This window comes from Vibrio sp. 1F253 (assembly GCF_041439295.1).
Taxonomy (GTDB): Bacteria; Pseudomonadota; Gammaproteobacteria; order Enterobacterales; family Vibrionaceae; genus Vibrio; species Vibrio tasmaniensis_A.
Genome location: NZ_JBGONU010000013.1, coordinates 86,107 through 106,878, shown reverse-complemented (window position 1 = coordinate 106,878; position 20,772 = coordinate 86,107). Strand labels below are relative to the sequence as shown.

The window sequence follows — 20,772 nt, the reverse complement described above, 5'->3', positions numbered from 1 at the left end:
TTCTACAATCAAAAATTCTAACGAAGTTATCGAGATTTTTAACAAGCTAGGGTGAGCAGTTATTTACTACGATTGGTATAATTATGCTTTAACTGCTTCACAATCCTTTGAGGAAGTTAACGGTTTGAAGAATAACTTGGTTTCTTCGATGACAACGTGACGTAACAAGATAAGACCGATTAGGTTAGGAATAGCCATTAGGCCGTTCACGATATCCGCCATCAGCCAGATCATGTCGAGCTTTAAGAATGCACCAGAAGCAACCAAGGCGATGAAGATAATCTTGTAAGGCAATACTGCTTTGGTACCCAGCAAGAAAACAACACAGCGCTCACCGTAGTAGTTCCAACCTAAAATTGTTGTAAACGCAAAGAAGATTAAGCCAACAGAAACCAACATAGGGCCAAGGGTGTCTGCATTCAAACCAACAGCGAACGCGTGAGTGGTCATCGCAGCACCAGAAAGGTCCGTCTGCCAAGCGCCCGTTAAGATAAGCGCCAAGCCGGTCATCGTACAGATGATGATGGTATCGAAGAAGGTGCCTGTCATAGAGACAAGCCCTTGCTTCACACATGAGTCTGTTTTAGCCGCGGCTGCTGCCATTGGTGCGCTACCTAGGCCAGACTCGTTCGAGAACACGCCACGAGCGATACCTGATTGGATAGCAAGCATGATGCTTGCACCAAAGAAACCACCAGTTGCAGCGGTGTTGGTAAACGCAGAGGTAACCACAAGGGTAATGGCATTCAGTAGTTGGTCGGCATTGGAAACCAGCACGCTCAAACACGCGACGATGTACATAATTGCCATGGTTGGAACCACTTTTCCTGCCACCTTCGCGATAGATTGAATACCACCAAGGGTTACAACTGCCACCAATATCGTAAGAACGACAGCAGACATCTCACGAGAAGCACCAAACGAAATTTGAGTTGCGTCTAAGATAGCGTTGACTTGTGGGAAGGTACCAATACCGAAGCAGGCAACACCTAACGCGAAGACAGCGAACATTACCGCTAAGATTCGTGAGCCGACACCGTATTGCAGGTAGTACATTGGGCCGCCAACCATTTCGCCATTGCTATCGGTTCTGCGGTATTTAACGGCAAGTAGACATTCTGCGTATTTGGTCGCCATACCAAATACAGCGGCAAGCCACATCCAGAATAGGGCACCAGGGCCACCAATCTTGATTGCGGTCGCTACACCAACGATGTTACCTGTACCAATGGTTGCTGAAAGTGCAGTACACAAAGCAGCGAAACTCGATACGTCACCCGTACCTGACTTGTCTTTGGTGAACACCATTTTTAGTGCGGTTGGGAGATATCTAAACTGGAGTAAGCCTAAGCGAAAAGTAAAGTAGATACCTGTACCCACTAGCAGAATAAGCAGTGGTGGTCCCCAAACGAATTGGTTGATGGTTTGAAGTGTAGCTTGTAGATGGTTCATAGTTTCCCCTTAATAAATATAAAATTTAAGGAGAAGAGGGAAGGCAGTGCAGATCACAGGGATCGATAGCACTACTTAATACATACGGATTTCTAGATAGAATTCTTTTGTTAATTAAGGCTGTTGCTTTCCACTCCTCTGTCCTTTTGCCTGAGAGTTTCACTTAGCGAATCACTTATAGATAAGTAACGGGCACTAAGCTTGCTCCTTCGGCGACCGCTTGCTACAAAAAAAGTAGTACGGTTCTCTCCAGAGGTTCCTCCAACGACAGTCCTCACTTTTCTGGATTTCTCCAGCACAAAGCGCCTGAAAGATTTACTTCTTCGGCGGGTTTATCTAACTAAATGTTAATATTTAGTTAAAAACCACTCTCCTGCAGTCTTCATCGGAACAATTACCTAAATAATTAGGTAATCTGTAGGCGTATCCTAGATCATATAAAATGTGATGTCAGCTACAAAATATCTGTTTGCTCAAATGTTGTTCAACTAAATGATCAAACAACGAGTCTCTGACGTAACTTGCTTATTTAAATGGTATAAAATAGAGAAACAAGGAGGAGTTATGACTCGATTAATAGCGATTGTTTTTTTATTGGCTTTGGCATTTGTGCTGTTTCGTTACCGGACAAACGAAAAACTGCAAAAATGGGTAGTGATTGTTATCGTTAGCAGCTTCCTTTTGTATACTGCCAGCCTGATGATTTCGGAGTTAACTCGTTAAATCTGTCTGTGAGCAGATAGGATAAACGTGTTAGCAAAGCTCAAGTGCTTCTGGCTTGGGCAATAGGTTTAACTGAGCTTAAAGTATCAGTATCAGTATCAGTATCAGTATCAGTATCAGTATCAGTATCAGTATCAGTGACCGTGTAACGTTAAACAAATTTTTGGGAGTACCCGCTAGTGAACCAGCAATCTGGACAAAGCGAACAAGATGAAGTGGTTGTTATTGAAGAACGCGATAAGCGCAGTCAGCTTTATATCGGCATTGCTGCGGTTATAGGTTTGGCGTTAGGTGGCTTGATCGGTTCTACAATCACGGCTTCGAAGTGGGAGTCCACTTATCAGGTACTCGAAACTCGTTATCAAGAACTGCATGACAGCAAAACACAGTTGATGACATCCGTTGAAACTAAAGTGGCAAAAGTCGATACCGAAATCGATGCAAAAGTAGAAGCCGCTCTAGTAAAACAAACAGAAGAACATCAAAAAGAGCTCCAAGACCTAGCGAAGCAGTCTTCGGTTTTAGAGAAAGCGAACTACTCGTTAGAGCAGCAGCTAAACGAACAGAAGCAAACGTTAGAGCAAACTCAGCAAGACAACCAGAAACTTAATCGTCAGGCTGACATGCAATCGACCTTGTTTGAGCGTTCGCGTGAAGTTTTCCGAAAAGAATTACAGATCTCTCAAGAACTTGAAAAGCTTGAGAAAGAAAAAAATGAACTTGAACAGAACCTTGGTTCTCTAAAGAAAGCGTGCGACGTTTTCTTAGATGGCACATCATGGGATGCTAAATCTGACGCGTGTGAGAAGCAGGATAACGCGAACTCTCGCCTGAGTGATATCAGACAAATGATTGAAGTCCACACCATGGATCTTAAGCAGATCAAAACGCTCACTGAAGAGATGGGTCTATAAGCCACAGGCTTTAATCAACCCAAAGATAGTTTGCAGTAAATATTGAAACGCCCACATCACACACGTGATGTGGGCGTTTTGCGTTTTCTCGACAGCATAGATCCGGTGCTTTCTCATTATTGATTTATTTGAGTGTTTTCATTGTTTGCTTAGATATTTGTGAATAGTTACGTATATCCACAATGATATGTTACTTGTTGTCTATTAAATGACTTTGCATACATATTTTCAGATCAGAGTCGCTGCATAATAGTGTTGTTCAGGATGAACACGCAGTCGATTGCTAGCTCGCATTTGGCTGCTTTGACGACAAGGGATGAAGTGATGCCAGAGTATCTTTGTGAGAACTGCACCATAGCTTATTGTTTCGATGATTGTTGTTCGCCATTAGCGCAAAAAGATATGATCGAAGTAGAAGAATTAGTTCGTCGTTTCGACGTTGAACACGATGATGAAAAGAGTGAAAAGAGTGAGCAAGGCATTGAGGATAGCAACTCGCCTAATCATTCAGGCATAAAAAATCCCCACAAGCAAAGCTAGTAGGGATTTGGATAAGTTGCAGTCCTGTTCTCGCTTTCTCAAGCAAAGGGCCTTACAAAAATTTTTAGAACAGTCTCGTTTATTAGAACTGTATCGTTATGAGACCTAAATTAGTTATTAGATCAACATCATTCCACTAAACGTTATTTTTCGTAAGTTTTGATTTCGCCAGATTTAACTCGAGCAACAAATGATTGCAGTTCTTTCTTCACAACAGGCATTAGGAAGTACAGGCCTAGAATGTTGAAAATAGACATCGCAAAGATAGCTGCGTCAGAGAAGTCGATTACCGCGCCAAACTGAATCGTCGCACCGATAACAACAAACACACAAAACATCACTTTAAAAATCAGTTCCGTTGTTTTGCCTTCACCAAATAGGTAAGTCCACGCTTTAAGACCGTAGTACGACCAAGAGATCATGGTAGAAAACGCGAACATGATTACCGCTAGAGCGAGTGTGTATTTGAACACTTCTGCCGTTTCAGTAAACGATGCAGCAGTAAGCGTTACACCCGTTAAGCCAGAACCATCGAATGGACCTGTATTTAGACCAGCGATAGTGATAACCAAGGCTGTCATTGTACAAATGATGACTGTATCAACGAACGGTTCTAATAGTGATACTAGACCTTCAGTGATTGGCTCTTTTGTTTTAACCGCTGAGTGAGCGATAGCTGCTGAACCTACACCTGCTTCGTTTGAGAACGTTGCACGTTTTAGACCTTGGATTAAGGCACCAATGAATCCACCAACCACACCTTCGCCAGTAAACGCACCTGTAAAGATTGCACTGAACGCAGGACCCACTTGATCAAGATTAGAACCGATAACAATCAGAGCCATACCGATATACAGAGCAGCCATCCAAGGAACAACTTTTTCCGTTACCGATGCGATAGAAGGCATACCACCAACAATCACAGAGAAAACTAAAGCGGCGAGTACAAGGCCTGTGATGACACCGTATTCACTTGGTACATCGAATGCGTAAGTTAACATGGCATGTGCTTGGTTAGCTTGGAACATGTTACCGCCGCCCAATGCGCCTAAAATACACATTAATGCAAAACCAATAGCAAGGGCTTTACCTAGTCCACCCAACCCTCTTTCACCAAGACCTTGGCTTAGGTAGTACATGGGACCACCGGAAACGACACCTGAAGGTAGGATAGTTCGGTATTTCACACCTAAGGTACACTCACAGAACTTAGACGCCATACCCAGAAGACCACACAAGATCATCCAGAATGTTGCACCAGGACCACCAATTGCGAGTGCAGCACCCACACCGGCAATATTACCAAGCCCAACAGTTCCAGAAAGCGCGGTTGTTAACGCTTGAAAGTGAGAAACTTCCCCTTCGTGTTTGGAGTTAGGGTCTGTGTACTTACCTTTAATAATGTCTATGGCCATCCCGACACGTTTAAATTGAACAAAGCCAAAGTAAACAGTAAAGATGATCGCAGCGAGCAGTAACCAGCCAACAATAATTGGGAAGTTTGCTTCACCTACCGGTACGCTTTTAAATATCAGTCCAACGAACCAACCTGTATATTCGTTGAAAAAACCATCAACACTTTGACTTAAGTTACTGATAGCTTGATTAAATGATCCTTCTTCTGCAAATGCACTGGAACTAAATAATAATATAAACCCAAAAAATAATTCACGTATGTTTTTCATGGTTTTCCCTGTCTTTTTATTAAATTATGTTTGTTGCTGTTGTGTTTTTTCTATTTGATTTTTTACATTTCAGCGACTTATTTATTGCAATTCGACGGCAACATAAACGGCTGTAGCTAGGTCGAAAAATGAAATAAATATGAGTACTGATCTTGCTTTATATGGATATCCTTTTGGTATGTGCACCAATTAGACTATGGCATTCGGCCTGCCAAGTCCTACTGATAATCCTATACACAAAAATAATACCATCAAAGATTTTTTTACAATAAATTTACAATTGTTCGGGTTTTGTCATTGTTTGGGAATAAGCAGGCATTTTTTAGGTTGGAAAAGGCATATGAAGTAGCTGTTATAGCATGAACTAAGGTGAATGATAGTGGAGGTGCATAGGGAAGTCGGCGAGTTTTAATGTTCAATATGTTTTGGGGAGGTGTTTAAACAATTGATAGCTGAAGATGTAATCAAGCTAAAAGACATTAAAAAAGCCCTTTATCAGAGCTTTGTTAATGGTTTCAATGAGCGTGAGGTTTAGTGCCTGACGAATAGAGACTAGAGTTAAACAGAGCCAATGATACGTTTACTCGATTTGTGGTAAAGCTTAAGTGCGAGTAACGAGCCCCATAGAGCGACTTGTATCCATAGCAATGTCCATTGAGACGCTACCTCTTGCCAAGATGCCCCCATCTGATTGAGCGCTAAAAAACCTTGGATAGCGGGTGTGCTTGGGAATAACTGTGACAGCAGTACTAACCATTCAGGCATCATTTCAACAGGCCAGATAAAACCTGAAGAGAAGATCAGCGGCATTGAACTGATTAACACCACAACCGTGACTAACGCTCTTCTTGGCACTAGCTCACCAATAAAAATCCCGATCAAACAACTAGCCAATAAGAAGGGTAGCAGTAAGGTCAAAATGTTTGTTATGGAGGCAAGTAGGTTAATGCCATACATCGAAAAGCTCGCGCCGAAGTAGTACATCGACAACAAGTAATATATGCCGACTAAGGTACAGCAGCGAGCAAGTATCAGTTTCGCTGGAGAGGTCTTACTCCAATAGCCAAACGTCGATTGAGCGTTTTGGGTCGCGCCAACTAAACCAGAAGCCATGGCTAAGGTTTGTTGCAGGATCAACACAAAGACGGCTGGAACCACGTAATCAATGTAGCCCATGCGACTATTGAAGGTTGGTTTTAGGTTCAAGCTGAATGCACTGTAGCCTTTGGCTGCGGATTCTAACGGCACACCTTCAACTAACAAGTGACTGACTTTAACTTGTGCAGCTAACGTGCCGCCTGCCTTGGCAAGCCCTTCAACAATGGTTCCGTAGACCAAGAAGTAAGATGCATCACCGGCGTAAGAAAGCGTAGGGCTCTTACCTAGGAGCAAGTCTTTATAGAAGTTCTCTGGGATGACGAGGAACCCACCAATCTCTTGATTAAGAACAGCTTGCTTAGCATCGGCAATGGTGGAGTCACGGCGTACCAAGTCAATTTGAGACGTGGCATCGACCATTCTTTCTAACTGGTAGCTGCTTTGGCTCTTATCCAAATTCACAACGGAAGCTTTAAGTTGTTGAGGAACTTGATTTGCGTAAGGCAGCGGATACAAGAATGAATAGAAGACCACACCACCAAATACCGTTAGAAGTACAACAGGGTTGCGAATTACCGCTAACAGTTCTTGTTTTAGCAGTTGAGTAAAGCTCATTGTTTTACTCCTTGTTCTGCTTCGTTTTTAGTTTTATCTGAGAGTGATGCTTGCATTAGATGTTTCTTAATTATTAACATAACCACCAATGCAGGAACTGCATACCACAACATAGAAGAGAGGCTGATCAGCGAATGTGCTGCGCTCACGCCATAGCTAGATTGTGCCGTTTGTACTTCGATGTAGTGACTCACGGGCAACAAGCTTCTCCAGATTTGCGCTGCAGTGTTCATGTCGGTTACTGGAAAGGTAATGCCCATGAACGCAAAGCTTGGTGCTGTAAAGGCGCCAGCGAAACTCATCGCCCTTGCTGGATCAAGCGTTAAGAAGAAAAACAAACACCCCATGATGATACAACTGATGACGGTAAGCAGTTGGGCGACGGTCAGTGCCACAAAACTGCCGTTAAACGGCCAGTCTAAGAGGACATAGAACCAAAAGCTAAACGCGATACCAAACATCAAAAACAAGACAAGGTAGGGCGTTAATGTTGATGCTAGTGACTTCATCGGGGCGTTGGATAACCAAGCATGAAGGCTACGTGCTCTAACGTTCGCTGTTAAAACCAATATCGTGCCCACCACAATCATGATCTGCCATAGCGCAGGAATAACCGCAGACACCAAGAACTGAGCATAACTGGTGTTCTTGTTGAACAGCGGCGTGATCTGGCTTTGCACTGTTATTGCTTGGCCTAATGCTGATTGCACCGTGGTATCACCGTGTGATAACTGCTTAACGACCTCAAGTTGCGCGTTAAAAGTCCCCTGAGCCTGCAGCAAGGCAGAGTTCACTAGCTTACCTATCAAGATAAATTGGCTGTTGTAGAACACAGACACTTGCGGATTCAATCCGAGCAGAAGGTCTCGGTCAAAATGCCTTGGTATCACAACATAACCGTAGATATCGCGTTCAATCATCGCTTTCGCCGCTTCACTCGCCGAGCTGTATTTCTGAGTGACTTGCAGCGTTGGTGATGCATCAACAAGACGTGTGAACTGTTGCGAAATTTGGCTGTGTTCCAAGTCAACAACCGCAACCGGTAAGTCACGAGCGATCCCTTGCGAAAAAATCAGCCAAATACTGGCAGCAAGCAGTAAAGGGATCCAAGTTAGGCAAGACAACAACCATTTGTCTTTGCGGACAATCGCCCACTGCCTAAGCAAGGTATTCTTCGCTCTATGATGCTCAGTTGATTGCGAGCCTCTAGATTGTGAGGCTGTAGCTCGCGAGCCTATCGGTCGAAAGTTAGCAGACATACGTCACCTAAAGCTCAACCACTAGGCTCATGCCCATACGCAGTGTTTCGCTAGTATTAACAGGGTGCGCTTCTACTTCAAAAGTACGTAAGTCGAAGCCTTGTGCTGCATCTGTTGAACGCCAAGTCGCGAAATCACCCATTACGGCGATGTGAGTCACTTGGAAAGTTAATGATTTATCCAGAGCCGGTAGGTACGCTTCAAACTGGCTGCCTTTCTCGAAATGCTTAAGCATATCTTCACGCACATTAAGTACTGCCCATGCATCCTTGGTGTCGATAACAGTCACAACAGGGAAACCTTGTGGTGCGAGCTCACCGCTGCTTAATAGCACCTGAGACACTTCGCCATTAAACCAGCTGTGGATCTGCGTGTCTTTTGCGTAAGCTTCAACTTCCGCCACCGCGCCTGCCGCCATTAACGCTTTTTGAGCGGCTGCCACTTTGGTTTCGTCACGAGCGCCTTCTCGTGCTAATTGATACATTTGGAACGCAGCGCTTTCCGTGTACTTCGCTGCTTGCCACTGTGTTTTGGCTTCATCGCGTTTTTGCTCGGCAACCACACCATCGTTGTAAAGGTTATTGACACGTTGATAAGTTTTGTCCATGAGATCGGCTGCTGCTTTTGCCTTCAACCACTGGTCTTTAGCAGCCTGGATCTGTTGAGTACGGGCACCATTCTCAGCTTGTTTTGCTAATGCGCCAGCAGCTTTTTGACCGGCTTTTGCTTGCTCTAATTTAGCGTCAATTTCTGGGCTAAGTAGGGAGAATATCAATTCGCCTTTTTCAACCGAATCGCCTTTACGCACGAATATTTCATCAATTCTGCCGGGTACTTTCGATGAGATGCTGTATTGCTGCGCATCTATTTGACCTTGAAGCTTAACAGGCTGTGGTTGGTACGCTTGGTAAAAGCCGTATCCAACCCAGCCAATAATGCCGATACCAACCAGAGAGAGAATAAATGGCTTAATAGGTTTCATGAATTATCCTTTTGACTGGCTAGCGGTGTCTGCTTTTGAATCGAAGTCAGACGGGACAGAAGACGTTAAGTAACTTGAATAAGCATTCATTTCACTGGTGAGTGCTAACAGCTTATTAAGAGAAATTAGGTATTTGAATCGAGCAGCAGATTGCTGTGTTTTAATGCTTGCAAGATAAAGCTCAGCATCAACCACTTCTAACGAATTGGATAACCCTTGAGTGAAGGCTTTTTTACGAAGTGAAAGGTTTTCTTGAGCTAAAGAAAGACTTGAGTTGAGGCCTTGAACTTCTTCAATTGCTTGGTTCGCTTCAAGATAGGTCTTTTGTACCAAAACGGTTAAGTCTTGCTTGGCTTGCGACTTAAGAAACTGGACTTGAGACACGGCGCTATGAGCGGCAGCGACTTTGTCGGAACGACCTGACGTGTCAAGCAGCGGTACATTCACACCAATACCGACTAACCAATCGGGTTTCATTTCACTGGCTAGCGAGTCATCTTCGTACAGGCCGTAATCACCGTATAGATAGACTTCTGGGTAGTATTTGCCTTTTTCAGCCTTGATCAAGCTACTCGCTTGTTTCTCTTTTGCATCAAGGATTTTAAGGCCTGGGTAGGTCATGAGTGTTTGATCAACAAATACGTCCATATGAGGCAGGTTTTTGTTGATAAAGAGTTGTTCTGAAGGTTCGACACTTTGGCTCTGACCAAGGATCTGAGTCAGTGCTAATTGAGCAATTTTGAGGTCGTTCTGCGCTTTGGTTCGTTCAACAACGGCTTTATCCAAAGAAGCATCCGCCTGCAGACGTTCTACTCGAGCAATTTGTCCTTGCTGTTCAAGCTTGATGGCGAAATCACGATGCTGAGTTAAGCCAGCTTCAACGGCTTGACGTGTTCTCACGACGTCTTCCGCTAAGATCACCGAGAAGTAATATTTACTTAAGTCTTCGTAGCGAGCCTGTTTCTCCATCAGCAGTTGGCTTTGCGCTTCTTCGCTTTTACCTTCGGCAGCAGTTTGCGCAGCGGTAATTCGTCCGCCTGTAAAGATAGGCCAAATAGCACGGATGGAAGAGCTGAAGATGTCTTGCTCTGTTATGGTCGAGGTAACGCCACCCAATTTAGCTAATAAGGGTGCAAATGCTGGATCTACGCCGCTTAAGCTATCGCCGAACTGTTTACCATTGATAGTCACATCATTATCAAGGTGCGTGTAGTTAGCTCCCAAGGTGATCGAGGGTAGATTAAGGCTACTTGTTGAGTTCTGAAGGTGTTGATAACGCTCAACGTTGGCTTGTTGGGCCGCAAGTGAGTTGTTGTTCTCTTGCAATATTTGCCACGCTTCAGAAAAAGTGAGCGGGGCGGACAAAACTGGCGAAGCCAATGTGCCGAGAAGCATACTGGCGAGCGCAAGGTATCGGAATTTTGGTTTGGTCATCTGCATTAAATACCAATTAGAGTATTGACTCTAATGTTAACAGGGCGATAGTCATTTGTCTTGAATAGATTGTCTCATATGAATAGAAATTCTCATAACTCGTTAATCAAGTGTAAATAAGATTGAGTGACGTGAATATCAAAGATAAATGAAACTTAAAAAGCACGCATAAGCGTGCTCTTTAAGTTCAGTATAGAAGTGTTTTTACAAAATGAAGTGGCTTATTTAAAGCTAGGACAATGGTGATCGGCGCGCCATACCAATTGTCTTGAACCTTGCATTGTTTGTAATAAATCTCTACCTGACATTTGCGGGAATGCTAACAATACCTTGAGATCGAGTGGGGAGGTGCCATCTTTCTCATAGGCTCTTACGTGAGTAAAAGTCGATTGTAAGTGTTTGAACAGCATAGTCTTAGTAAGACAAATTCCAAAGTTATCGCGTTTCATTGCCTGGTTTCCTTTTCAACAATGTTTATACGTTATGTTTTTTATCCTGTTTCTATTGGACGTTGCCACTGATCGATACTTCCTGCTCATCAATGTTTTATTATTGGGCGCTGATTTATCAGTCACCTCTTCGTTGTCTGGCTAGCCGAGTTTGAAATAGCGATGGATGAATAGGGGAGAATACTTAATCCGTTTGTCCATCATTCGTAACGGCGAACGAGTAACTTTTACTTATCGATACGTCCAGTGAGTGAAGAGTTGTTGCCTTTCTGTTAACCGAAATTCCGGTTTAAAGCGCAGTCTTAAAATTGCAACGTATAGCTTGGCAACAATAAACTTCTTCATATGCAACCATTATAATTGTATTTATTTTAAACAACCTAAAAAACACCTAAAAGCTTAGTGATCTAGCTCAATATTTATTCGTTTATTTTGGTTTTTAAGCTAATCCGTTCTAAAAATGAACGATTAATCGAGATGAACAACGTAAAGGATTATCAATTAACAATCTGCTCAATTATTTAGTTGAGTAGCAGTCACAAATTCACGTACCTAGAAAGGTCATGCGATTAACTTGGTGTTAACATCATTCGTCTAACACTAGGGACGGTGGAATATGAAATGGAGCAGTATCAGTTTCCGTAAAAGGTTACTGATTATCATGACGGTCACTGGCCTTGTTGAGCTTTTGATACTCTCAGGTGCTGGTTTTTACTACATCAAACAATCTCAAGAGCAAGAGATGGGTTTGAAAGCGTTAGGTGTTGCTGAATTTCTATCTGAATCGCCACTTGTCACCAGCATTATTCAAGAAAATGGAACGTTGGATCCTAACGGCGTTCCCTACGTTCTGTCTGAAGAAACCCAAGTTAAGTTTCGTAACCTTACCCAACTCATTGGTGCGGCGTTTATCGTTGTGGGAGATGATAAAGGTATCCGCCTGATTCACCCTTATGATGACAGGCTCGGTAAACCAATGCGTGGTGGCGATAACCAAAAAGCGTTGATATTGGGCGAGTCTTATGTGTCGACGGCTAAAGGTTCACTTGGCTTCTCTGTCCGTGGTAAATCTGCGGTAAAAGACCCCCAAGGTGCCGTTATTGGGGTAGTGTCGGTGGGTTATCTATTGGATTCTTTACAAGATCGAATTGAACCTTACTTAGCCTTTTTGATTGTGATGGCCTTGCTGGTGGTTGCGGTTAATGCTGTGATTTCAAGCTATGTATCTCGTCGTTTTCAACGCGCTATTTTGGGTTTTGAGCCTGAAGAGATTGGCCGTTTATACGTAGAACTTGATGTGACCATGAGTACTGTGAAAGAGGGCATTTTAAGTATCGATAAGAGCGGTATTTTGCGTTCAATTAATAAGAGTGCCTGCGATATTTTATCGATAGACCGAGATAAAGCACTTAATCAACAGCGCCTTTCTGATGTATTGCCAGGCAGTGATTTAGAGCAGCTGCTATCAACGGGTGACACTGATCATGATGTTGAGCTGTACCTGAACAATAAGCGAATCATTGCTAATCGCAGCCCAATTATCGTTGCGGGTGAGGTGGTCGGGGCGGTATCCAGTTTTCGATTACGAGATGAGATTAACGATTTAACCGATCAGCTTTCTCAAACTAAAGAGTATGCAGACTTACTTCGTTCGCAAACACATGAACATCAAAATAAGCTCAATACGATCAGTGGCTTGATTCAAATGGGCGAGCTGGACTCTGTTCAACAATTGATTGGTCAAGAAACCGCTCATTACCAGAGCTTAATTGAGTTCTTAAGAGAGACGGTGAAAGATCCATTGATTGCAGGCATGCTTTTAGGCAAAACAGAGCGAGCTCGAGAGATTGGTTTGGAGCTTAAAGTTGAAGAGGGGTCAAGGCTTGAGGCATTACCCGCTTGGTTAAACGCAGAGGATGTCGTGACGATTCTTGGCAACCTGATTGATAACGCGTTTGATGCCACCATGATGGCAATTAAACAAGAAGGGCCAATAGCACCAGCTCGTCGCGTAATCGATGTGTCGATCAGTGATTTTGGCAATGAAATCATAGTGGAAGTCGAAGACAAGGGCTGTGGTTTGCCGAAAGACTTGGCGACCAAAGCACTCACCGAAAAAGGCGTATCGAGCAAAGCGAAGCAGAACCGAGGTGTTGGTTTGTATCTCATTAAGCAACTTGCAGATCGTTATCAAGGGCAATTAGAAATGGTTGATAACCCTGATTTTGGGTCACGCATGACGGTGTATTTACCGAAAGAAGAACAACAATAATAATTGAGCACGGAGCGATCGAGTAAAGATCGTAGTGACGGAAAAAGCATGGTTAAAGGAAGAACATAAATGAACGCAATCACGAGAGTCATGGTCATTGAAGATGATATTGCGATTGCAGAGCTTCACCATCGTTATTTAGAACAGATGGGAGGCTTTGATGTGGTCGGGATTGCGACCACACAGTCTGAAGCATTAATGCAATTGGACATCTTAAAGCCTGATTTGGTTTTATTGGATGTGTATCTACCGGACGGATGCGGACTTGATATTTTGAACCACGTTCGTGGTAGTAATCAGGGATGTGATGTGATTTTGATTACTGCTGCCCGAGATGTCGACACCTTGCAACAGGCGATGCGTGGTGGAGTCGTCGACTATCTACTGAAACCTGTGATGTTTCCTCGTTTGGAAGCGGCACTGAAAAAGTATCAATCGCAGCTGCAAGAGTTTGAAAGTGTGTCTGACTTGAACCAAGGTTTGGTCGACAAGATGCTGCAAGCCAATGCCAAGGCAGATTCTCGAAAGGTTTCTACGTTACCGAAAGGGATCGATGGTGTAACGCTTGATAAAATTAGAGCTATTTTCCAACAAGCCGACATTGCTGATATTACAGCTGATGAGGCAGGTGAACGTATTGGAGCTAGTCGAACCACCGCTCGACGCTATTTGGAATTCCTTATCACGACTGGCGAGTTAGTGGCTGACTTAAATTACGGGTCAGTAGGTCGCCCAGAACGCTGCTACAACAAAGCTAGAAGATAGATTTAGCGACAACAAGTCACAAAGATAAACGCGATGCTATCAAATAAATATAAAGCCAGTTGAGTAAGCTGGTTTTGGTTTTTTCTCCCTTTCTTATTGCTCACTCCACCGACCAGATACCGTTCTTTCTTGACTACAATGTTTGAGAATGCCGATTTGCTTCTTCTTCCGGATAGAACAGCTGACTTATCGATTATAATTTGTTCGAAATCAGTCAATATTTAATCGATTGCTTTCACAGTGGTTGATGTAAATCAAATACTCATAGACAATACTGTCCCGAATAGAGGTGATAGCTTTCACCCTCGTTTACCAAACGCATTCTCAAGTGTAATAGGCACTCGCTATTGATGTAATAGCCAAGACCTATTATCTATTTTCGTATGTCGCTGATACCTTTGGCGAATACTAAAAACCTTGTTTTTATAGGAAAGATGATGGTAATACCTGAAAACAGCAGCATCGTTATTTTTGGTGCGTCGGGAGATCTAACTTACCGCAAGTTAATTCCTGCTTTGTACCACCTGTATGCTAGCAATCAACTTCCAGAATCCTTTGCGATTCTTGGAGTGAGCCGTACTGAGTACAGCGACGAGTCTTACCGTGAGAAGCTGAAGAAGTCTCTTCAGGAAATGGAAAAAACTGAGCCAGAGACGCTGAATGCATTTATTGAACATCTGCATTATCAAGCGATCAACACTTCAGATGTAGACGATTACGCTCGTCTAGCACAACGTCTGGATAAGCTTGAGCAAGACTACCAATTCGAAAACCATAACACATTGTTCTACTTGGCAACCCCGCCAAGCCTTTACGGTGTGATTCCAGCAAACCTTGCTGCGCATGGCCTGAACGATGAGAAGAACGGCTGGCGTCGTCTGATTATTGAGAAGCCATTTGGTTACGATCTTGCATCAGCTCAAGCGCTGGATGAAGAGATCCATCATCACTTCCAAGAACACCAGATCTACCGTATCGACCATTATCTTGGTAAAGAAACGGTACAAAACCTTCTAGTGCTTCGTTTCTCAAACGCGATGTTTGAACCACTGTGGAACCGTAACTTCATTGAATACGTTGAAATCACAGGTGCTGAGTTCCTTGGCGTTGAAGAGCGTGGCGGATATTACGACGGTTCTGGCGCAGTTCGTGATATGTTCCAAAACCACCTGCTACAAGTTCTAGCAATGGTTGGTATGGAGCCACCTGCTCAAATCAATGCAGATTCTATTCGTGATGAAGTGGTTAAAGTACTTCAGTGTCTGAAACCATTAGAAGAAGATGATTTGCGTAAAGACTTAGTGTTAGGTCAGTACACAGCATCAGATGTTCGTGGTCAGCACTTACTAGGTTACCGTGAAGAGCATGGTGTCGCAGACGACTCTCGTACTGAAACGTACATTGGTCTTAAAGCACACATCAATAACTGGCGCTGGAATGGTGTTCCTTTCTACGTACGTACGGGTAAACGCTTACCAACACGTGTGACTGAAATTGTGATTCACTTTAAGAACACACCACACCCAGTGTTTGGTCAAGATGCACCAGAGAACAAACTGATTATCCGTATCCAACCGGATGAAGGTATTCAGATGAGCTTTGGTTTGAAAGAGCCAGGTGCAGGTTTCAAAGCAAAAGAAGTGAAAATGAACTTCTCTTACTCTGACTTGCCTGAGACTCAGATGCTAACGGCTTATGAGCGTCTTCTTCTTGATGCACTGAACGGTGATGCGACTCTGTTTGCACGTACCGATGCAGTAGAAGCATGTTGGAAGTACGTTCAACCGATCTTAGATTTCAAGCAAGATCCTCAAGCACTGTTTGGCTATGCTTGTGGTACTTGGGGCCCACAAGAAGCCGATGAGCTTCTGCAGCGTGATGGCCGCGCATGGCGTTTCCCATGCAAAAACTTAACAGATACGGATTACTGCGAACTATGATCAATCACAAGATCTTTGCAACGCCTGAATTAGTCGTTGAAAACCTAGCAAACGAAATGAAAGCTTACAGCGAGCAGGGCAAGCCTGTTCACATTTCATTGTCGGGTGGCAGCACGCCAAAAATGCTTTTCAAGCTTTTAGCTCAAGCGCCATACGCAGAAGGCATTCAATGGAATAACCTTCATTTCTGGTGGGGCGACGAACGTTGCGTGGCACCAGACGATGTGGAAAGCAACTACGGCGAAGCAAACGCATTGCTGTTTACACAAGTAAACCTTCCTGCTGAAAACATCCACCGTATCCGTGGTGAAGATGAGCCAAAAGCGGAAGCAGAGCGTTTCGCGAAAGAAATGGCAGACGTGATTCCAACAGAAAACGGCACGCCTGTATTCGATTGGATTCTGCTAGGTGTTGGCGCAGACGGCCACACAGCTTCACTATTCCCGGGTGTAACTGACTACCAAGATGAGAACCTATCTGTATTAGCTTCTCACCCAGAGTCGGGCCAGATCCGTGTTTCTAAAACAGCGAAAGTTTTAGAAGCAGCAAAACGAATCAGCTACCTAGTACTGGGTGCAGGTAAAGTTGAGATCGTTAAAGAAATTCATACAACTCCTGCTTCAGAACTGCCTTACCCGGCAGCGAAAATCCAGTCTAAAACTGGTGAGACAGAGTGGTTCCTAGATTCAAATGCAGCAAGTGCTATCGCATAAGTGCGAATAGCCGCAAGGAGATAAAATAATGAAAGGTGATATCGGTGTAATTGGCCTAGCAGTAATGGGTCAGAACCTTATCCTAAACATGAACGATCACGGCTTCAAAGTTGTGGCTCACAACCGTACTGCTGCGAAAGTAGACGAGTTCCTAGAAGGTCCAGCTAAAGGTACTAACATTGTTGGTGCTTACTCTCTAGAAGAGCTAGTTGAGAAGCTAGAAGCACCACGTAAAGTGATGCTTATGGTTCGTGCTGGTGACGTTGTAGATACGTTCATCGACAAGCTTGTACCACTTCTAGATAAAGGCGACATCATCATTGATGGTGGTAACACCAACTTCCCAGATACTAACCGTCGTGTTGCTGCTCTTCGCGAGAAAGGCATCCACTTCATCGGTACGGGTGTTTCTGGTGGTGAAGAAGGCGCTCGTTTCGGTCCTTCTATCATGCCAGGTGGTTCTCCTGAAGCTTGGGAAGCGGTTAAGCCTATCTTCCAAGGTATCTCTGCGAAAACTGATGCAGGTGAGCCTTGTTGTGATTGGGTTGGTAACGACGGTGCGGGTCACTTCGTTAAGATGGTTCACAATGGCATCGAATACGGTGACATGCAGCTTATCACTGAAGCATACCAGTTCATGAAAGATGGCCTAGGTATGAACCACGACGAAATGCAGGCTGTATTTGCTGACTGGAACAAAACTGAGCTAGACAGCTACCTAGTAGAAATCACGGCTGACATCCTTGGCTACAAAGATGAAGACGGTGAAGCGCTAGTTGAGAAGATCCTAGACACTGCTGGCCAAAAAGGTACAGGCAAATGGACAGGTATCAACGCACTAGACATGGGTATCCCACTGACTCTAATCACTGAGTCTGTATTCTCTCGTTGCCTGTCTGCGCTTAAAGACCAACGTGTTGAAGCTGAAAAACTGTTCGGCAAGACTGTTGCTCCAGTTGAAGGCGACAAGCAAGAGTGGGTTGATGCAATCCGTCAGGCTCTACTTGCTTCTAAGATCATCTCTTACGCTCAAGGTTTCATGCTAATGCGTGAAGCGTCGAACGAAAACGGCTGGGATCTAAACTACGGTAACGTTGCACTTATGTGGCGTGGCGGTTGTATCATCCGTTCTGCATTCCTAGGCAACATTCGTGATGCTTACGAAGCGAACCCAGAAATCGCTTTCCTAGGTTCAGATGCATACTTCAAAGGCATCCTAGACAACTGCATGGGCGCTTGGCGTAAAGTTGCAGCTAAGTCTATGGAATCTGGTATCCCAATGCCATGTATGACTTCTGCACTAACGTTCCTAGACGGCTACACTACCGCTCGTCTTCCAGCGAACCTTCTACAAGCTCAACGTGACTACTTCGGTGCTCACACTTATGAGCGTACTGACCGTCCACGTGGTGAATTCTTCCACACAAACTGGACTGGTACAGGCGGCGACACTGCTTCTACAACTTACGACGTATAATCGTTAGTTAGAATCAGTAAAGAACACGTTCGTTCTTTCAGCTGAAACTAGAAAAAAAAGGATGCCAATTGGCATCCTTTTTTGTTGGTTCGCGTTTTCTTTGGTCTACACAACCAAGGCGTTACAGCTCAAGCCGTCATGACGTGCGGTTGAACATCGTCATTGTATTGCTCCCGAATGGCCATAAAGCCGTCTAGGTTTTGTTTAAGAGCCACAACACACTCTGGGTCGAACATCGAACCCGAGTGAGCTTCTATGTATTCCATCACTTCATCGAGTGACCACGCGTGCTTATAAGCTCTTTTGCTCATCAGCGCATCGAATACATCGGCTAATGTCACTATTCGAGCCTCTAGTGGTATCGCTGTGTTACTCAAAGCATCAGGCAACCCAGAGCCATCAAACCGTTCATGATGGTGGCGCACAATATTCTTAATGAATTGAATCTCTTCACTGCACATCGAGCTGTGGTGGGATAGGGCAACCACGTCATCAATCATCTCTTCGCCATACAAGGTGTGATTGTTCATGATGTTTCTTTCTTCGTCATTGAAACGCGCGCTACTGAATAACACCTTATCTGGAATTCGATATTTACCTATGTCGTGGAAGGGCGCATACAACCGAATTCGATGAATGAATTGGTGGGTAATTTCCCTTTTGGTGTGCGACAGCGTGCGAGCAATTTGTTCACTGTATTTACCCATGCGAATTAGGTGTTCTTTGGTTTCTGGATCTCGAGCATGACCCATGTTTAAAGCGATCGCTAAAGAAGATTGAAAGTGACGCTGGCGCTCAAACCACTGAACGAAAAGGCTAGAGATGACTTGAGTGAGATAGGCGATATCACACTGAATAGTTTGGTTAGCAAAAAATCCTGTTGATGAAGCATTGATAAACACAAATCCAAGATTACTTTCTTGATGATGAATTGGTGTTGTATAACTGCTTTGATGACCGATATCGAGCAGGTGAGATATTTGTTTGGTTGGGCTAATGGTGGTGAGGTCGTGGATGATTCGAGTATCTAAAGACTCAGCCATTCTAGATAACGCTGATTCTGGCTTAAGTTCTTGTTCGATGTAGCGATGCTCGGCTTCTTGGCACAGAGTATCCGAAACAAAATAGTTCGATGCTCTATTTTCATTGCATAGCACGACCGAAAGCCTAGACAGAATGGGGTAATGTTCGCGAGCTAGCCGAAAGAGATCATCAACGATGGCGATAATGTCTTTATCTTGGGCGGCTACTCTGCTGATTTGGGAGTAGTCAAACATGGTCAAAGCCAACCTTTATTTATAGTTATATCATTGTTTAATATCATTATTAGTAGGTTTCTATACCACTTCTAACATAGCACCTCGCTGTTAATTAGCAACACTGCGTTCTAATAAGTTTAAATTCCATTGGTAAAGTAGGGATATTTCATTCTTCTATCATGGTTTTTGTTAACTTGAGCTAGTTTGGTGGATCTTTAAGACAGACCCTTTTTAGTAGGGGCGGCTGTATTACACGCAACATCAGGATGGTAAGTGACCATATTAAAATTAAATTGAAAGATAAATAGGATAACGAGCATGCTTTATGCCATCATAAAGGCATAGATAAGGGCAATGGATGATATGCCCAAATGATTGAGCTAGAAGCGGTCAGTGATGACGGTGTTCTAGAGTAAATTCAAGGCCTTTAGTTGCCTTGGAAAAGGTAATGTTATGACTGAAGAAGAAAGAATCGAACTGCAACAAAACAACCCACTGCATGGCTTAAAGCTTGAAACTATGATCAACGAATTAGTGGATCATTACGGTTGGGAAATTTTGGATGCAGCAATGCGCATGAACTGCTTTAACACTAAGCCGACAGTAGCAAGTGCCGTTAAATACTTGAAGAAAACAGAGTGGGCTCGTGAGAAAGTAGAGAATTTCTACCTTTACCGTTTCAAGCGCATGCCTAAAGCTTCTGATATCGAATACCAGATGCCTCCGCGTTCACGTACATTCCGTCACGGGTTAGAACCTCGTGAGCCAATGGAATTAACGGTTGAATCGATTCTAGCATCACAAGCTAAAGCAGCGTCAGCATTTAAAGAGCGTCGTGGCGGCAACGGTCGTAATTTTCGTCGTTAATAGGGCGTCGTTAGTTTTAACGTCTTTATGTAAAGGCGTAAGTTGAGCATCGTTAGATAGACAAAGCCTTGACTGAAAAATACAAAAGGAGCCTAAGTGCTCCTTTTTTAATGCGTGTTGCTTTAGTCGTTCGTCTTAAGCTTCGCGGTTCTTTCTTTGATTCTTCCAAAGATCAACGACATAGACAATAGCGCTGATCAGTAAGAATAGCGCTGACACAGAAAAAAGAGCGGGCATTTTTAGAATCCACGCGAATGTGGCAGCGAGAAAAGCGACAAAGCAAATGAGTCGACTTGATGACATGACATGACCGAGTTTAATGTTCATA

The 20,772-nt window shown here is 43.8% G+C and carries 18 protein-coding genes and 1 riboswitch; of the genes, 9 read left to right on the top strand and 9 right to left on the bottom strand.

Translation table 11 applies throughout. The features are described from left to right. Positions 1-81: 81 nt before the first annotated feature. Positions 82-1,452, bottom strand: a complete 1,371-nt coding sequence (locus ACED28_RS09165) for an alanine/glycine:cation symporter family protein (protein WP_371709705.1) — start codon at positions 1,450-1,452, stop codon at positions 82-84. 128 nt (positions 1,453-1,580) lie between these two features. Continuing rightward, positions 1,581-1,715: riboswitch (glycine riboswitch) on the bottom strand. A 301-nt stretch (positions 1,716-2,016) separates the two neighbouring features. Here ACED28_RS09165 and ACED28_RS09160 point away from each other — a divergent pair. From ACED28_RS09160 to ACED28_RS09150, 3 genes are all read left to right on the top strand, one after another. Then, positions 2,017-2,175, top strand: coding sequence for a hypothetical protein (locus ACED28_RS09160; RefSeq protein ID WP_004733573.1), 159 nt, complete (start codon positions 2,017-2,019; stop codon positions 2,173-2,175). A gap of 179 nt (positions 2,176-2,354) precedes the next feature. After that, positions 2,355-3,089 carry a chromosome segregation ATPase gene (locus tag ACED28_RS09155; protein WP_004733574.1) on the top strand — a complete coding sequence of 245 codons (735 nt, stop codon included), beginning with the start codon at positions 2,355-2,357 and terminating at the stop codon, positions 3,087-3,089. 324 nt (positions 3,090-3,413) lie between these two features. Then, positions 3,414-3,629 (top strand): hypothetical protein, encoded by a 216-nt coding sequence (locus ACED28_RS09150; RefSeq protein ID WP_108100714.1) that lies wholly within the window; start codon positions 3,414-3,416, stop codon positions 3,627-3,629. A gap of 143 nt (positions 3,630-3,772) precedes the next feature. Here ACED28_RS09150 and ACED28_RS09145 read toward each other — a convergent pair whose 3' ends face one another. The 6 genes from ACED28_RS09145 to ACED28_RS09120 form a co-directional block, all read right to left on the bottom strand. Then, entirely contained in the window at positions 3,773-5,314 is a 1,542-nt protein-coding gene (locus ACED28_RS09145; RefSeq protein ID WP_009846571.1) for a sodium:alanine symporter family protein, read from the bottom strand. Positions 5,315-5,872: 558 nt separating this feature from the next. Then, positions 5,873-7,027, bottom strand: a complete 1,155-nt coding sequence (locus tag ACED28_RS09140; protein ID WP_371709704.1) for an ABC transporter permease — start codon at positions 7,025-7,027, stop codon at positions 5,873-5,875. Beyond that, entirely contained in the window at positions 7,024-8,286 is a 1,263-nt protein-coding gene (locus tag ACED28_RS09135) for an ABC transporter permease (RefSeq protein WP_371709703.1), read from the bottom strand. Before ACED28_RS09135 ends, ACED28_RS09140 begins: the two co-directional genes overlap by 4 nt. 7 nt (positions 8,287-8,293) lie before the next feature. Then, positions 8,294-9,268 carry an HlyD family secretion protein gene (locus ACED28_RS09130; protein ID WP_371709702.1) on the bottom strand — a complete coding sequence of 325 codons (975 nt, stop codon included), beginning with the start codon at positions 9,266-9,268 and terminating at the stop codon, positions 8,294-8,296. A 3-nt stretch (positions 9,269-9,271) separates the two neighbouring features. Further along, a complete protein-coding gene (locus ACED28_RS09125) occupies positions 9,272-10,708 on the bottom strand; it encodes a TolC family protein (RefSeq protein ID WP_371709701.1) in 1,437 nt (478 codons plus the stop codon). 215 nt (positions 10,709-10,923) lie between these two features. Continuing rightward, positions 10,924-11,151, bottom strand: coding sequence for a hypothetical protein (locus ACED28_RS09120; protein ID WP_009846577.1), 228 nt, complete (start codon positions 11,149-11,151; stop codon positions 10,924-10,926). Between the two features lie 661 nt (positions 11,152-11,812). Here ACED28_RS09120 and ACED28_RS09115 point away from each other — a divergent pair. From ACED28_RS09115 to gnd, 5 genes are all read left to right on the top strand, one after another. After that, the gene (locus ACED28_RS09115; protein WP_371709707.1) at positions 11,813-13,423 is read left to right on the top strand and encodes an ATP-binding protein; all 1,611 of its coding nucleotides are present in this window, start codon (positions 11,813-11,815) and stop codon (positions 13,421-13,423) included. Positions 13,424-13,492: 69 nt separating this feature from the next. Further along, complete coding sequence (locus ACED28_RS09110) at positions 13,493-14,188, top strand: response regulator (RefSeq protein ID WP_371709700.1); 696 nt, start codon at positions 13,493-13,495, stop codon at positions 14,186-14,188. A gap of 437 nt (positions 14,189-14,625) precedes the next feature. Further along, a complete protein-coding gene (gene zwf / locus ACED28_RS09105) occupies positions 14,626-16,128 on the top strand; it encodes a glucose-6-phosphate dehydrogenase (protein WP_029222938.1) in 1,503 nt (500 codons plus the stop codon). After that, positions 16,125-16,841: a 6-phosphogluconolactonase gene (pgl, locus tag ACED28_RS09100; protein ID WP_371709706.1), complete on the top strand. Its 717-nt coding sequence runs from the start codon at positions 16,125-16,127 to the stop codon at positions 16,839-16,841. Before zwf ends, pgl begins: the two co-directional genes overlap by 4 nt. A 28-nt stretch (positions 16,842-16,869) precedes the next feature. Further along, positions 16,870-18,318, top strand: a complete 1,449-nt coding sequence (gene gnd / locus ACED28_RS09095; protein ID WP_004733587.1) for a decarboxylating NADP(+)-dependent phosphogluconate dehydrogenase — start codon at positions 16,870-16,872, stop codon at positions 18,316-18,318. Positions 18,319-18,446: 128 nt separating this feature from the next. Here the strand turns inward: gnd and ACED28_RS09090 are convergent, their stop codons facing one another. Beyond that, positions 18,447-19,607: an HD-GYP domain-containing protein gene (locus ACED28_RS09090; protein ID WP_371709699.1), complete on the bottom strand. Its 1,161-nt coding sequence runs from the start codon at positions 19,605-19,607 to the stop codon at positions 18,447-18,449. A 423-nt stretch (positions 19,608-20,030) separates the two neighbouring features. Between ACED28_RS09090 and ACED28_RS09085 the strand changes: the two genes are divergently transcribed. Beyond that, on the top strand, positions 20,031-20,444 hold the full coding sequence (locus ACED28_RS09085) for a VF530 family DNA-binding protein (RefSeq protein ID WP_012603790.1): 414 nt from the start codon (positions 20,031-20,033) through the stop codon (positions 20,442-20,444). A 135-nt stretch (positions 20,445-20,579) separates the two neighbouring features. Here the strand turns inward: ACED28_RS09085 and ACED28_RS09080 are convergent, their stop codons facing one another. Next, on the bottom strand, positions 20,580-20,771 hold the full coding sequence (locus ACED28_RS09080; protein WP_004733590.1) for a hypothetical protein: 192 nt from the start codon (positions 20,769-20,771) through the stop codon (positions 20,580-20,582). Between the last annotated feature and the right edge of the window lies 1 nt (position 20,772).

Coding starts and splice junctions, on each gene's coding strand:
- ACED28_RS09145 (WP_009846571.1), bottom strand. CDS start 5,314: ATGAAAAACATACGTGAATTATTTTTTGGGTTTATATTATTATTTAGT.
- ACED28_RS09135 (WP_371709703.1), bottom strand. CDS start 8,286: ATGTCTGCTAACTTTCGACCGATAGGCTCGCGAGCTACAGCCTCACAA.
- ACED28_RS09130 (WP_371709702.1), bottom strand. CDS start 9,268: ATGAAACCTATTAAGCCATTTATTCTCTCTCTGGTTGGTATCGGCATT.
- gnd (WP_004733587.1), top strand. CDS start 16,870: ATGAAAGGTGATATCGGTGTAATTGGCCTAGCAGTAATGGGTCAGAAC.
- ACED28_RS09085 (WP_012603790.1), top strand. CDS start 20,031: ATGACTGAAGAAGAAAGAATCGAACTGCAACAAAACAACCCACTGCAT.
- ACED28_RS09080 (WP_004733590.1), bottom strand. CDS start 20,771: ATGAACATTAAACTCGGTCATGTCATGTCATCAAGTCGACTCATTTGC.
- ACED28_RS09125 (WP_371709701.1), bottom strand. CDS start 10,708: ATGCAGATGACCAAACCAAAATTCCGATACCTTGCGCTCGCCAGTATG.
- ACED28_RS09160 (WP_004733573.1), top strand. CDS start 2,017: ATGACTCGATTAATAGCGATTGTTTTTTTATTGGCTTTGGCATTTGTG.
- ACED28_RS09150 (WP_108100714.1), top strand. CDS start 3,414: ATGCCAGAGTATCTTTGTGAGAACTGCACCATAGCTTATTGTTTCGAT.
- ACED28_RS09120 (WP_009846577.1), bottom strand. CDS start 11,151: ATGAAACGCGATAACTTTGGAATTTGTCTTACTAAGACTATGCTGTTC.
- pgl (WP_371709706.1), top strand. CDS start 16,125: ATGATCAATCACAAGATCTTTGCAACGCCTGAATTAGTCGTTGAAAAC.
- ACED28_RS09115 (WP_371709707.1), top strand. CDS start 11,813: ATGACGGTCACTGGCCTTGTTGAGCTTTTGATACTCTCAGGTGCTGGT.
- ACED28_RS09110 (WP_371709700.1), top strand. CDS start 13,493: ATGAACGCAATCACGAGAGTCATGGTCATTGAAGATGATATTGCGATT.
- zwf (WP_029222938.1), top strand. CDS start 14,626: ATGGTAATACCTGAAAACAGCAGCATCGTTATTTTTGGTGCGTCGGGA.
- ACED28_RS09165 (WP_371709705.1), bottom strand. CDS start 1,452: ATGAACCATCTACAAGCTACACTTCAAACCATCAACCAATTCGTTTGG.
- ACED28_RS09140 (WP_371709704.1), bottom strand. CDS start 7,027: ATGAGCTTTACTCAACTGCTAAAACAAGAACTGTTAGCGGTAATTCGC.